We start from the raw sequence: 13672 nt of genomic DNA on the forward strand, positions 1-13672 counted from the left end.
TTTAGGCTGCGCTTTTGTTGTCTAGAATGTTGGCGCTAGAACAACATACTATTATTAGCTCTAGCCATAAAATCGGGAATGACAAATATCCGACGGAAGTACACATGCCAAAAAATAGAACCCATAGGCATAATTGCATTTTTATTTGTCTGTTGCTTAAATATTTTACGATGAAGTATAGCCATCCTAAGAAAAGAGAACATCCTAGAAAGCCGATTTGTCCTAAAAGAGTTAACGCCAATCCGGAACCATTGGACGCTCCCAAGCCAACTCCTAAACCGTAAGTGTCCTTAAAAATTTGGAGACCTGACATCATAATCTTTGAACGGACTTCTGCTGATTCTGATCCAGACTTGTTGATTGTCATATCGTAGACGATGTCTAGAAGATTTAAATATTGCGCGAGCAAGTAGAAGGATGTTCCTATTATAAATAAAAAAATAATAACTTTTATGTTGCGTTTTTTTATAAGATAAAGTGCTGCTCCGAATAGAAAACAAAAGAATCCTGTTGATGCTACTGTAAGTAGTAAACAGAGGAGAATGATGGATGAAAAAATTATCTTATTTTTCGTTTTGGTAAAGAATGTATTCCACCAAAAAAGAGCAAGAAATAGTCCGCAGATAGAGGCTTCTACAAATATAGAGGTGAATCTCATTTTGCCGCCGACTGATTGCCATATGTTATTTAGATCAAATGACAAGTTGTTAAAGAAGAATGTTTCTGGAAACCATCCTCCAAAATTATCGGCGATATATTTCCAAATGCCGATAAATGAGATAAAAAGAACGGAATTTTCAATAATTTTTCTTGAAAAACTTTGATCAAGATATTGCTTGTGCTTTATAAGCGAAATCAATCCACCTATATTTAAAAGAAGGTATACCCATTGAATACATTGTTTCATTGAAAAATAGTATGGCACCATACCCTTTGCTAAGGCCGTTTCCATTCCGCCTTGCTCATAGACCATTACTTGACCTTCAAAAAAGTATTTTGCGAGGAAGGACTGGGCAATAATGAATACGATGAAAACTAGCGAAATTATCTGTATATTTTTTACATCCCGAGGAACTTCTTTTTTTAGTCTGATGCCTTTTATGATAAGAAGTATGGGGCCTATTAAATAGGGCATAAAGCCAGTATTGCCAATTGCAAAAATAGCTGTTGTTTGAAATAAGTATGAAAACGCAAAAACCTTAGCCACGGCTTGGTATGAATGGCAAAATGCGATAATTGCAAGAACAATGTAAACAATGCCAAAGGGGGTTATTGATATGTTAAGCATTACTTATAACCTCATTTATTGTACTGAGTACTTTTTTTGCGCTTTGTTTCCAAGAAAAACGGGATGCATTTTTTAAACCCGCTTCAATCAATGCATTTCTGTGTTCGACATTGCTTACAATGTTGTGTATGGCTTTGATAAAGTCGTTTGTATTTTGGGGGTTGATTAAGTCTGCCGAATTGCTTAGAACCTCTGGTAATGAGGATACATTTGATGCTATTACAGGACATGCACAGGATTGGGCTTCAAGAACGGGTATGCCGAATCCTTCATATAGGGATGGAAATAAAAAAGCAATAGCGTTTGAGTAAAGTTTTATTAGTTGCGAGTCATTGACTCGTCCTAAAAATTTTATTCCCGGGTGTTTTACGAATATGTTTAGGTCAATGTTTGAAAAATTGTTGTTTTTTAAATCACCTACAATAAAAAGTTTGAGATTGTTGATTTTCTTAGAAGCCTCTTTATATGCTTTGAGAATCATTCCGAAGTTTTTATTCTCTTTTACGGAGGAAACTGCTAGAAGATAATTTTCTTTTTTTAGATTTTCATCTAATTGCTGATGAAATGCTTGGTCTACAGCATTATATATTACTGAAATGTTTTCATTTGAAATTTGGTAATAGCCAGAAATTTCTTGTTTAGAAAAATTACTAACTGTAAAAACATGCCTGCTTGTTTTTAGTACTAACGGAATGATGACTTTGTAAAAATACCGAAATGATTTTGAAAATGTTTGCGGATAACGGATATAAGTAATATCGTGTATTGTCGATAATTTGTTCTTGTAGAAAATTGGTGCTGTGTTGCAGAAATTTAAAAGAAGGGGGTTGCCTATTTTTCTTAAATACTGGGGCAGGTCTAATTGCTCCCACAGATGTCCTGTGTGGGAACCAATTATTTCTACATTTAGTTCTTTTGCTTTTTGGGGGGTAAGAATATTGTTTGGGGCGACAAAATGAATATCTTTGTCATTGCAAAGATATTGTAATGCTTTTGATATTTCAAACGCAAAACGTTGTACACCTGTAAGAGGTTGTGTTAAAAAACGCGCATTTACAACAATCATTTTTTCATCAACCTCGGTTTAATTCGTGCATGCAAAAAGCCAAGAATTGCTAAGCTTAAATTTTTAGGAGCTAAGAGGTATAAGCAGACTCCTAGATATTGGAATAGATTCTTTTGGGGATTTCTTTCTGATGAGTTTTGCCATGGTGATATTTGCTTGTAGTACTTCCATTCATCAAAAAAGGGGCCTGATGAATTTTTAAACCATGGACGAGATGTACAGAATAAAGTGACGAAGTGTACTATGGACGGATTTTTTTTTGCCTCTTCAATCTCCACGCTGGAATCACAAGCACTTGGTTTGCGGTATTTTAGTAAATCGTCAAAGCAAAATACTGTAAAAATAGACATACAGTTATAGCGTGGGTGGGCAAGCTTGATTTTTCCTTGAAGAGCTAGATTTAAAATTCCTTGGTCTGCGTAAGGTACCTTGCCATTGAATTTTTTAATTATATTCGATATCTTGTTTTCTATAAGGTTTTGATTCCAAGAACTTAAATCAACAAGCATCATTCCCGAATTAATGTAGATATCATTTTCTTCAAGGCCTAGTACTGTTCGATGCTGTTTGCTGATGCAGTCCATTACGCCACAAACCGTATTCCCATTAAGGTCTTGATTGTAGAAATTTTCAATATTTTTACGGATGCAGGTGTCACAATCAAGGTACAATACTCGGGTGCAGTTGTCCGGTAATAGCTTTGATAAAAAAAGTCTTGAAAACTGACTTGCTCCACCACGATCCTGGTGGAGGGTGGACAGTTCGTTGATTATGGAAGTAGTCGGTATTCTTTTAATTGTTCGGCCATATGCTTTGGCTAATGCTTTGAGTTTTTGTTTGTTTTCATCACTGAAGTTTTCTTCCAAAACATAGACTACAATCTCAGCAACATCCTTGTTGTTTTCGAAAAGCGAACAGATGGAAACACCCATGATTTCCGCAAAATTGTCGTCACTGGCGTAGACTACGTTCATCTTATTCCAAATCTCTATTTTGTGTATTAGTTTTTATAATATAGTAACCGACGGTCTTTTTGCTACCGCGATATTCAATTTTATTGTCGGTTTGTCCGCTACTATATCCGTTACTCTCCCTTCCCGTAATACGTTGCGTACCACTCTGCAAACTTTCTCAGACCTTCGCGGAGAGGTGTTGCGGGCTTGAATCCGAAATCATTCTCCAGGGCGGTCGTGTCTGCGTAGGTTACGGGCACGTCACCGGGCTGCATGGGTACGAGTTCCTTGTGGGCCTCGAAGTCGTAATCGGCGGGGAGCACATGCGCGCGGACGAGCTCTTCTTGGAGAATTGTCACGAAGTCGAGCAGATTTTCCGGGTGGTTGTTGCCGATGTTGTAGACCTTGTACGGCGGCAGGGGGAGGCCGTCTTCGCCGTTTTGCTTTTCGGGGGCGTGCTGCATCACGCGCACGACGCCTTCGACAATGTCATCGACGAACGTGAAGTCGCGCTTGCACTTGCCGTAGTTGAAAATTTGGATGGTCTTGCCGGCCTTGAGCTTGTTGGTGAAGCCGAAGTAGGCCATGTCCGGGCGGCCGGCGGGGCCGTAGACGGTAAAGAAGCGGAGCCCCGTGCTGGGGATGTTGTAGAGCTTGCTGTAGGCGTGCGCCATGAGCTCGTTGCTCTTCTTGGTGGCGGCGTACAGAGAGACTGGGTTATCGACTTTGTCGTCGGTGGAGTACGGGATCTTCTTGTTGCTGCCGTACACGCTGGAGGAGCTCGCGTACACGAGGTGCTCGACTTCGCCTTTTTCGGCGCCCTTGCGGCATGCTTCCAGGATGTTGTAGAATCCGATGAGGTTGCTCTGGATGTAGGCATCTGGGTTTGTGATGGAATAGCGGACGCCTGCCTGGGCGGCGAGGTTCACGACGACGGCAAAGTGGTACTTCTCGAACAGGCTGTCGATTGCTGCCTTGTCGGCGAGGTTCGCCTTGATAAATGTCCACTTTTTGCCGGTTGTTGTCGCGAGGGCCTCGATTTCCTTGAGACGCTCGTGCTTGATGTTTACGTCGTAGTAGTCGGTGATGGAATCGAGCCCGACGAGTTCGGAGCAGTTATAGTCGTTGAGCAACTTCTTGCAGAGGTTGCAACCGATAAATCCTGCCGCACCCGTAACAAGGACGGCCTTTCCATTGAGAATAACGTTTTTATCAAGCATGGCGATTCCTTAGCAGCCGATAGCGCTGTATTCAAAACCGGCGTCGGCGAGTTCCTTGGCGTCGTAGATGTTGCGGCCGTCGATGATGAGGGCGTTCTTCATGGACTTCTTCATCACGCCGAAGCTCGGCATGCGGAACTGCTTCCATTCGGTCACGAGGAGGAGGGCGTCAGCATCGAGCAATGCTTCGTACATGTCGTTGCAGTAAGTGACGATGTCGCCCACGCGGCGCTTGCATTCGTTCATGGCGACCGGGTCATAGACTCTAACTATAGCGCCAGCCTTTGTGAGCTTGTCGATAAGTACGAGTGCGGTCGCTTCGCGCATGTCGTCTGTTTCTGGCTTGAAGGCGAGGCCCCACATGGCAATCGTCTTGCCCTTGAGGTTTGCTTCACCGCCGAATCGCTTTGCTAGTTTGTTGAAAAGGACCGTCTTCTGGTATTCGTTCACTTCTTCGACGGCCTTGAGAACGCCCATCTTGTAGCCGTTCTTTTCGGCGGTCTTGATGAGGGCTTTCACGTCTTTCGGGAAGCAGCTTCCACCGTAGCCGCAGCCCGGGTAGAGGAATTTGCTGCCGATGCGGGTGTCGCTACCGATGCCCTTACGGACCATGTTCACGTCGGCGCCCACGAGTTCGCAGAGGTTTGCGATGTCGTTCATGAAACTGATGCGGGTCGCGAGCATGGAGTTTGCGGCGTACTTGATCATTTCGGCGCTCGGGATGTCCGTGAAAATCACGCGGAAGTTGTTGAGCATCATCGGGCGGTAGAGGCGGGTCATGAGTTCCTTGGCCTGTTCGCTTTCGACACCCACGACAACGCGGTCGGGTTTCATGAAGTCCGTGATGGCGGAGCCTTCCTTCAAAAATTCCGGGTTGCTGGCCACGTCGAACGGGACGTTCACGCCACGCTTGTCGAGTTCTTCCTGGATGGCGGCCTTGACCTTCTTGGCAGTGCCGACAGGGACTGTAGACTTGGTCACGAGAACGGTGTACTTCTTGATGTTCTGGCCGAATGTGCGGGCCACTGCGAGCACATACTGTAAGTCGGCGGAACCGTCTTCGTCCGGAGGCGTACCCACGGCGCTAAAGACCATTTCGACATTGTCGAGAACGCTTGCGAGATCGGTCGTGAAGTTGAGGCGGCCTTCGCGCTGGTTCCTGAGCACCATTTCATCGAGACCCGGTTCGTATATAGGGATTTCTCCCTTCTGGAGAGATTCAATCTTGGCCTGGTTCACATCAACGCAAGTCACGTTGACGCCCATTTCGGCAAAGCACGTGCCGCTAACAAGACCAACGTAACCGGTACCGACAATAGCAATATTCATAAATAAATCCTTGTGAAATTCTCTTCTGTTTATCAAAAGAAAAAGTAATAAAATCGTAAGACTGCGTTTGGGAAAGAACAAAAAAAACGCTGCCCCGCAGGGCAGCGCTGATGCGTGAGCTCAGTTCTCTCCATTTCGTATTTCTGTTTGCTCACGATCCATAGTGTATGTCAGGTATTCTTTGAAATCGCGATCAATCTGTGCGATGTCAAAATCTTCAATGTCGCCGATCAAAATACCGGTACCCATTGGATTGTCGTGCCAATCTAATAACGGGATTTCGTCAAAAATAATGACCTTGTCCTGCGCCTTGGCGACATATTCAACTTTTGATTTATCGACCCAGCCCATTCCGCATCGCCCTTTGACGAGGACTTTAGTTTCGGCTTCTTTGACAATAGTCAGTTCGTCATTGAATTCTGCTGTGCAGACAACTTCGCCACCGTCTTTTGCGTTGGTGACTTCGATATCGCCCAGTTTCGATTTGACTATTCGTGCTGCGAACGATGTTGTGACCATAAACGCAAGCATTACAGCTGTTATGAATTTTAAGGTTTTCATGATTTCCTCCTAGTTTATTCTGAGACGTTTGTCTGCCTCAATTGTAAACTACAAAGTAACGTATATGAGGAGTAGTTGTGGGGTAGTCTAAATTGGAATATGAAAAAAAATCCCCGCGAAAGCGGGGATTGTTGACGCAAAATTTTGTTAAAGTTAGTGCTTGTTCTTGCGCGGAGAAATTGCAATGAATATAAGTACGCTGACAAGCAGCAAGAACGGATAGAACATGTAGGGAATGAGGTCGAATGCGCTGATGTTTGCGTTTGGGATTGCTGTCGAAATGGCGGCGAGCGCTACGAGCATCTGTGCGCCATAAGGCAAAATGCCTTGCACCACGCAGCTGAAAATATCCAAGAGCGAAGCCGTCTTTTTCGGCGAGATTCTGTATTCGTCGCCCATCTGCTTTGCAATCGGACCTGCCATCACGATGGCGACTGTGTTGTTTGCTGTAGCAATGTCGAGTGCGCTCACCAAGAGGCCAACGCCCACTTGACCGCTGCGGTGTCCCTTGAACACTTTATGGATAAAGTCTAACAGAGCTGCGAAACCGCCGTGAATGCGAATGAGCCCGCACAAGGCGCTCACCAGAACTGCGACGAGAATTGTCTCGTACATTCCTGAAATGCCGTTCCCGATGTTCTGCAAAAGGCCAATCATGTCAAGCGTGCCGGAACCCACCATAATGATGGAGGCTGCGACAATGCCGATGAGCAAAACCGCAAAAACATTGATGCCCGTGAGCGCAAGTACCAATACGAGAACATACGGAATAAGTTGTACGAGATTGTAGGAGTTTTCGGCAACCGTATTTGCCTTGGTCACAAACGAAATTGCCGTGATAATGATAATCGCGAGAAGTGCTGCCGGGGCTGCCACCAGAAAGTTCACACGGAACTTATCCTTCATCTTGCAACCCTGCGTAGACGTTGCCGCAATCGTCGTATCCGAAATAAAGCTCAAGTTGTCGCCAAACATCGCGCCGCCAATCACCGTCGCTACGCAGAATGGAACGCCAAAGCCCGCCATCTGTGCGACCTCAACCGCAATCGGGGAGACCACCGCAATCGTGCCAACAGACGTACCCATCGCCGTAGAGACAAACGCCGCGACAACGAACAGCACTACCACCGCGAACTGCGCCGGAATGAAATCCAAGAGTAAGTATGCTGCCGCTGAGGCGCTTGAACGCCCGAGAATCCCTGCGAAAATGCCCGCGCAAAGGAAAATCAGGATCATCAAGAAAATATTGCGGTCGCCAAGTGCGCCTGCCATCACGTTCATCTTATGGTCGAAATTCAGCTTGCGGTTTTGCACACAAGCCACGAAAATTGCCACCAGGAATGCTGCGACAATCGGGATGTTGTAAAATCCCATCGGGATCTTGAGGACATATTCAAACGTGATGCCGAGACCCAGATAAAGTACCAGGAACACGGCGATAGGCAAAAGGGCAATCGGGTTGCCCTTGATCTTTTCTTGAGAGTTTTCGTTTTGCATGACGTGAAAGATAGAAAAGTGGGGGGAGGAGGGAGGCTATAAAGCTTTAAGCGAAAGCCGCCTTGTCAAGCAGAACATTCACGTAGGTCTGATACGGAATCCCTGCGGCTGCAGCTTTGCGCTTGATCGCGTCAACAGTCTTGACCTTGAGTCTTATGGAATACATCTTTTTTTCTTCTTTTGCCTCTGCAATGGCACGGCTAATGCGGGCGATGGATTCTTCGAGAGTTTCCGACTCGTGTCCGCCGGTAATAATTATTGGATCTTTTATGGTTGTGTCGTTCTCTAGTCTATCTATTTCTTCTTTGGAAAGAAAATCGTCAACTAGTTTGAAACCCTTAGGTAATTTAATCTTCTCGTGCTTTTCTTTCTTCGTCTTCATGTGCTCTCCTTACGGTTATTAAAGTTTTTAGGTCGTCGGATACAAACAATGTCCAAAAACGATTGTCTACTTCAGAAACGATTTTAGATACACCTTCTCTATCTGATGAAATCCGTACCAAGTTCTTTTTCCGTAGAACTTTCGCAAGCATTTCTACATTAAAGCCTCTTTCACGCATTCTCTCAAAAGCGTGTTTCGTAATATTCATCTAAAGTCCTCTTTATTATAGAAAAATGTATATGCTAGTGTCAATACAACTGTATATACAATATGTTTTTTTTCGATTTCGATATGTTTCAATTTGTCATCCGTTGGCTGACAATTGGGGTGTCCTACCATCTTGCGTTTCGAATTCATTTACCCATTCTTTGACCTTCGCTTGCAAAAGTTTCTTGTCCGGCAGATACAACTCATAAGCGGATGCATAAATATTTGCATTTTCGGGTAACGTCAACCTCACAAGGGTATCCTTCTTCTCTTTGCAAAGTAAAATGCCGATAGTCGGCTTTTCGAAATTCTGCTTTACATAACGATCATAGTAGTTTACGTACATCTGCATTTGGCCAAGATCTTGATGGGTCAATTTGTCGACTTTTAAGTCAACGAGTACATAGCATTGCAGCAGGCGATTGTACAAAACCAAGTCTACATAGTAGTCATCCTCATCAAATGAGAATCGTTTTTGTCGTGCTTCGAACAGGAATCCTTTCCCCAGTTCGAGCAGGAATTCTTGCAGCTTGTTAATGATAGCGGATTCCAAGTTCGATTCCGAATACGATGCATCCGGTTTCAAACCGACAAACTCAAGCGTCACCGGGTTCTTGATGATATCCTCCGGCTTCTCCACCATGTTGCCGACTCGCGATAAGCGGGCAACCTGTTCCTTGTCCCGGCTCAACGCAAGGCGTTCATACAGACTTGAACCATACTGCCGCTGCAACTCGCGAACAGACCAGTTCCCGGAAGTAGCCTCTATCTCGTAAAAACGGCGTTCATCATCATTCTTGATGCGCATGAGCACTAGGTAATGCGACCAAGAAAGTGTGAATTTATATTCGCCCTCAATTTCGTAAACACCGTTTACGAAATTCGAATATACATTGAAAAATTTTCTACAGAGCGTTAATGTTTCAACGGACCAACCTTCCCCATGTTTTTCTATCAGTCTGGCAGATAGATGAATGAGTACTTGTTTCCCATATGCCGCTCGGCTTTTGCCTTTTTGTTCATCTTCGACTATATATTGGCCTATCTTGAATTTGGTGCAGACTTCAGCAGTATTGATGGTCGTTGCAATCATTTTACGAGATTGCGTAATAAGAGGGGATATTTTATTGAACAACGATTCCACCGCTTTTGCAGGGACATTCTCTTTATTTTTAGCCATATTAGCCTCCATGTGGTCACAATTTGCGGCCGGTTGATGTTAGAGGCGTCCCCTTATTCAGAATTTTCGGAATAAAAAAAGACGCGATTCTCCATTTGACAGAGAATCACGTACTGCATTAATGTACCTAAAATCAAAAATGTTGGCTAGGGGAGTAAGAAAATTTTACAAGTCCTTCGGTGTGGTTATTGAGAGAAAATTTAAGGAATAACGACCTGGTCCTACTCCTTCTATTTTCTTTAAAAGATTCAGCGAGCGCATTCGTTTAATCATCTCTGTTGCGGCTGTTGGCTTACACGCTAAAATTTTCATAATATCCTTTGCTGCAATTACTTGATTTTCATCTATTTCATCAATGATTTTTTTCATTTTTTCTTTTATTGTCTTCCCAAAACCTGAATTTAATACAATAGATGCGATTTCCATTTTTTGGAGAGCAATTCCCGTTTTTTGAAGAGCGTATCCCGTTTTTTCGGACTCAATGCTCCCGTTTATATACGGGTAGTAGGCCTCACGCAGAGAGGGGGCTTGACCGACATATTTCGGGCGTATAAATTGTACACAAGGAACCATCAAAATGGAACAAATTTTCAACATGGAGGTAATATGTCCGGCGGGGCTTTTGAATACCACGAAATGTATATTGAAGAAATCGCAGAGTGCATCAGGAACATATACGTAAAACAGAAAAACAAAAAGTGGGTTGCATGGGCGCGGAACGAAGACATGTATTTCGCCCCACATTCAAAGGGAGTCCTAGCCGTGTACAAAAAAGCCTACAAGGCCCTGCGTGTGGCGCATATCTACGCAAAGGCTGTTGACTATCTAGAGGCTGGTGACTACGGCGACGAGGACTTTTTATCGAATGTCAATATGCAACTCGAAAAACTGGATAAAGAAATGAAATCGGGGCTGGAAAACATTGATGGATGCGAAATCAGTCATGAAGGCTATGAGTTGCCAAGAATATATTGGGAAAGTTCAGATTAAACATGAGCGTTCCCCGGCTTCTCGCCGGGTCGGGCTATATTGCAAGGCAGCCCGTGTGCACCTGCGGTACCCTCGTGCCGCTCTTGCAACGGCGTCACGCATGGCGCGTCTCCGCCCCAAGGGGTCACTATCCCTAACGCGAATGCGAAAAAAATTAACTATATTTATGCTTTTTTTCACTCCAATATTGAATGTGCATAAATTTATTTTGGTATTTTTATTTATATGGCTAAATCACGCAAGAGTTCTGCAAAAAAGAAATCCCCTCCTATAGAAGTTGTTGATCTGTTTTGCGGGATAGGAGGCCTAAGTTTTGGATTAAAAAGCCAAGGCTTTAAAATTAAAGCCGGGTATGATCTAGACTATACTTGCCAATATGCATATCATCACAACAACAATGCTGAATTTCGATATGAAGATATTCGCAAAGTAACAGCCGAAGAAATAAACAATACTTATAGTAAAGGTGCAATTCGAGTTCTTGCGGGGTGTGCTCCTTGCCAGCCATTTTCTTCATATGCATTTAAAAACAAAAATAAAGACCCAAATAAGTACAGTTTACTAGATGAATTCGGACGACTAGTGGAAGAAGTTCAACCCGACATTGTCACTATGGAAAATGTTCCGCAAATTTTGAAATTCAAATTGGAACATGTTTTTCAACGTTTTATCGAAACCTTGGAACGTAACGAGTATAATGTAAGCTATAAGGTTGTCTTTTGTCCCGATTATGGTATTCCTCAAACAAGAAAACGTTTGGTTTTATTAGCATCAAAAAAAGGAAAAATTGAATTAATCCCCCCAACACACACTGCAGAAAATTATGTAACCGTAAAGGATGTGATTGGAAATTTGCCGCCAATCGAAGCTGGAGAAAGGGACCCAAATGATGCTTTACACAAAGCACGAGCATTAACACCTTTGAATATTCAACGAATAAAAGCAACTCCTACAAATGGAAGTTGGTCTGATTGGCCTAAAGAACTTCAGCTAAAATGTCATAAAAAGAATAGTGGAAAAACCTTCGGTAGTGTATATGGTCGTATGGATTGGAATAAACCTGCTCCAACAATGACTACACAGTGTACTGGTTTAGGAAATGGACGATTTGGACATCCCGAACAAGATAGAGCAATATCTCTTCGGGAAGCCGCTTTGATACAGACGTTCCCAAGAAATTATCAATTTTTTGTAGATGAAAAATCTGTATCAACGACTTTAGCGTCCAGATATATAGGGAACGCTGTCCCCCCAAAATTAGGGGAAATTATTGGGAAAAGTATAAAGCAGCATTTAAAACAATGCGAGGCTCATGATGGAAAACTATAAATTCAACATTTCCTTAAGTGTTCTAAATCATTTAGGAAGAAATTTGTACCGAAGCCTTATAACCGTTATAGGCGAGGCTATATCTAACTCATGGGATGCGGACGCAAAAAATGTCCACATATACATAGACAGAGAAAAGAACCAATTAGTCGTTCAAGATGATGGTGTTGGAATGACGCCAGACGATTTTCAAAATAAGTTCCTAAAAATCGGATATTCTAAAAGAAAAGATGGAAAAAGTTGCTCTCCAACAAGACGTCCATTTATCGGACGAAAGGGTATTGGCAAGTTGGCATTGCTTTCTTGCGCAAAAAGCATCTCCATCGTTACCAAAACACAAAAGTCAAGCTTGACGGGAGGAACAATAGACAATGCTCGTCTAGATCAGGCAATTAAAGATGACATAACTCCCAATGATTACAATCTTACGCCGTTAAATTCCGATTTGCTAAAAGAAAACAAAAAACTCTCTCATGGGACTATAATTATTTTCAATGGGATGAATGACGGCATAAAAAATCGCATTGATTATTTACGTCAACTTATTGCTCTTGACTTCAGATTTTCATTGTTTGATCCTTCTTTTAATATAAGCGTTAATGGAAAAGAAATTTCAATGGTTGATTTGGAGCCATTAATAAATGATACTCAGTTCTTATGGTTGATAAACCATGATAATGATAATGATGCTTTTGAAAAAGCGATTCGAAAGTCAAAAAGCTTAATCACTCATCGTTTAATATACACAGAATCCGTGACTGTGTCCGGGTTTATCGCTTCTGTTGATACGCCTTCGAAACTAAAAATTAGAACTTCAGACGAAAAGGCAACAGTTGACCTTTTTGTTAATGGAAGACTTCGTGAAAAGAATATTTTGAGTCATATTCCATCAACTCGAATTGTAGAAAGTTACCTTTATGGTCAAATCCATTTCAACGAACTTGACGATGATACAGATCGTTTTACTAGTAGTCGAGAAGGAGTTGTTCCAGACGATCCTAAATTCAATTCACTTTTAGATGTATTGAAAAAAGATATCATGGCGAAGATAATTGAAGAATGGGATGATTTACGTCGAGCCAATCGAAAAACAGGTGATTCCGACAATAAAAAAATACCTCCAAGACAGCGAAAGTCTGAGGAGCTATATGACGCCATTACTGATGATTACGTTCATTTCGACAAAACAACGTCTACCGAAGATAAAGATAGGGTCAATTCTTGGATTAATGAGTTAAAACCCGATGCCGTCTATAATTACGAATCATATGGAGATTGTTTTCTAGCGGAAAATCTACTGCGAAAGTATATTACTACCCAAAAGATTGCATATCCAGATAGTTTAAAAAATGACATAAAAAATTGGAAGGAAGGCTATCAAGCAAAGAAAGATAAAGCGAATTTAAGCATACAAATTCGACATGACGACAACGATTTATCGTATTGCGGAATGGAACAGCTAGCTTATATAGCTGACACCGAAAAAGACAAACAAAAAAAGTCAACTTTACTACGAGACTGCATTGAGTACACCCCTATTCGCGACGCCGTTGCCCACACATCTAGATTAACTGATGTGGCAAAACTACGGTTGAACGTATGTTTTGAGAATATAAAAGCAAGGATCAAAAATCTATTAAAGATATCTAGCAAGCCCTAGTTTTTGATTT

The 13672-nt window shown here is 42.5% G+C and carries 14 protein-coding genes; 3 read left to right on the forward strand and 11 right to left on the reverse strand.

The features are described from left to right. Position 1 precedes the first annotated feature (1 nt). From B7991_RS11960 to B7991_RS12005, 11 genes are all read right to left on the reverse strand, one after another. Positions 2 to 1288 (reverse strand): hypothetical protein, encoded by a 1287-nt coding sequence (locus B7991_RS11960; RefSeq protein ID WP_088631035.1) that lies wholly within the window; start codon positions 1286 to 1288, stop codon positions 2 to 4. Further along, the gene (locus B7991_RS11965) at positions 1281 to 2354 is read right to left on the reverse strand and encodes a glycosyltransferase family 1 protein (RefSeq protein WP_088631036.1); all 1074 of its coding nucleotides are present in this window, start codon (positions 2352 to 2354) and stop codon (positions 1281 to 1283) included. The genes B7991_RS11960 and B7991_RS11965 overlap by 8 nt, the downstream gene beginning before the upstream one ends. Continuing rightward, positions 2351 to 3328 carry a glycosyltransferase family 8 protein gene (locus B7991_RS11970; protein ID WP_088631037.1) on the reverse strand — a complete coding sequence of 326 codons (978 nt, stop codon included), beginning with the start codon at positions 3326 to 3328 and terminating at the stop codon, positions 2351 to 2353. The genes B7991_RS11965 and B7991_RS11970 overlap by 4 nt, the downstream gene beginning before the upstream one ends. A gap of 110 nt (positions 3329 to 3438) precedes the next feature. Beyond that, positions 3439 to 4527 (reverse strand): NAD-dependent epimerase/dehydratase family protein, encoded by a 1089-nt coding sequence (locus B7991_RS11975; protein ID WP_088631038.1) that lies wholly within the window; start codon positions 4525 to 4527, stop codon positions 3439 to 3441. 9 nt (positions 4528 to 4536) lie between these two features. Further along, positions 4537 to 5856: a UDP-glucose/GDP-mannose dehydrogenase family protein gene (locus B7991_RS11980; RefSeq protein WP_085491208.1), complete on the reverse strand. Its 1320-nt coding sequence runs from the start codon at positions 5854 to 5856 to the stop codon at positions 4537 to 4539. Between the two features lie 120 nt (positions 5857 to 5976). After that, complete coding sequence (locus B7991_RS11985; RefSeq protein WP_088631039.1) at positions 5977 to 6417, reverse strand: hypothetical protein; 441 nt, start codon at positions 6415 to 6417, stop codon at positions 5977 to 5979. A gap of 153 nt (positions 6418 to 6570) precedes the next feature. Then, positions 6571 to 7914: a Na+/H+ antiporter NhaC family protein gene (locus tag B7991_RS11990; RefSeq protein WP_085491206.1), complete on the reverse strand. Its 1344-nt coding sequence runs from the start codon at positions 7912 to 7914 to the stop codon at positions 6571 to 6573. Positions 7915 to 7960: 46 nt separating this feature from the next. Then, positions 7961 to 8296, reverse strand: coding sequence for a hypothetical protein (locus B7991_RS11995; protein ID WP_088631040.1), 336 nt, complete (start codon positions 8294 to 8296; stop codon positions 7961 to 7963). Continuing rightward, positions 8262 to 8504, reverse strand: a complete 243-nt coding sequence (locus B7991_RS14695; protein WP_141099877.1) for a hypothetical protein — start codon at positions 8502 to 8504, stop codon at positions 8262 to 8264. Before B7991_RS14695 ends, B7991_RS11995 begins: the two co-directional genes overlap by 35 nt. A 96-nt stretch (positions 8505 to 8600) precedes the next feature. Then, positions 8601 to 9683 carry a YhcG family protein gene (locus B7991_RS12000; protein ID WP_088631041.1) on the reverse strand — a complete coding sequence of 361 codons (1083 nt, stop codon included), beginning with the start codon at positions 9681 to 9683 and terminating at the stop codon, positions 8601 to 8603. Positions 9684 to 9848: 165 nt separating this feature from the next. After that, a complete protein-coding gene (locus tag B7991_RS12005) occupies positions 9849 to 10280 on the reverse strand; it encodes a hypothetical protein (RefSeq protein WP_235002882.1) in 432 nt (143 codons plus the stop codon). Positions 10281 to 10289: 9 nt separating this feature from the next. Between B7991_RS12005 and B7991_RS12010 the strand changes: the two genes are divergently transcribed. The 3 genes from B7991_RS12010 (at position 10290) to B7991_RS12020 (ending at position 13662) form a co-directional block, all read left to right on the forward strand. Beyond that, entirely contained in the window at positions 10290 to 10673 is a 384-nt protein-coding gene (locus B7991_RS12010; protein WP_088631042.1) for a hypothetical protein, read from the forward strand. Positions 10674 to 10898: 225 nt separating this feature from the next. Beyond that, the gene (locus tag B7991_RS12015) at positions 10899 to 12002 is read left to right on the forward strand and encodes a DNA cytosine methyltransferase (protein ID WP_088631043.1); all 1104 of its coding nucleotides are present in this window, start codon (positions 10899 to 10901) and stop codon (positions 12000 to 12002) included. Continuing rightward, positions 11986 to 13662, forward strand: a complete 1677-nt coding sequence (locus B7991_RS12020; protein WP_200816179.1) for an ATP-binding protein — start codon at positions 11986 to 11988, stop codon at positions 13660 to 13662. The genes B7991_RS12015 and B7991_RS12020 overlap by 17 nt, the downstream gene beginning before the upstream one ends. Positions 13663 to 13672: the final 10 nt, after the last annotated feature.

Origin of the sequence: Fibrobacter sp. UWB3 (assembly GCF_002210405.1) — a bacterium.
Lineage (GTDB): Bacteria > Fibrobacterota > Fibrobacteria > Fibrobacterales > Fibrobacteraceae > Fibrobacter.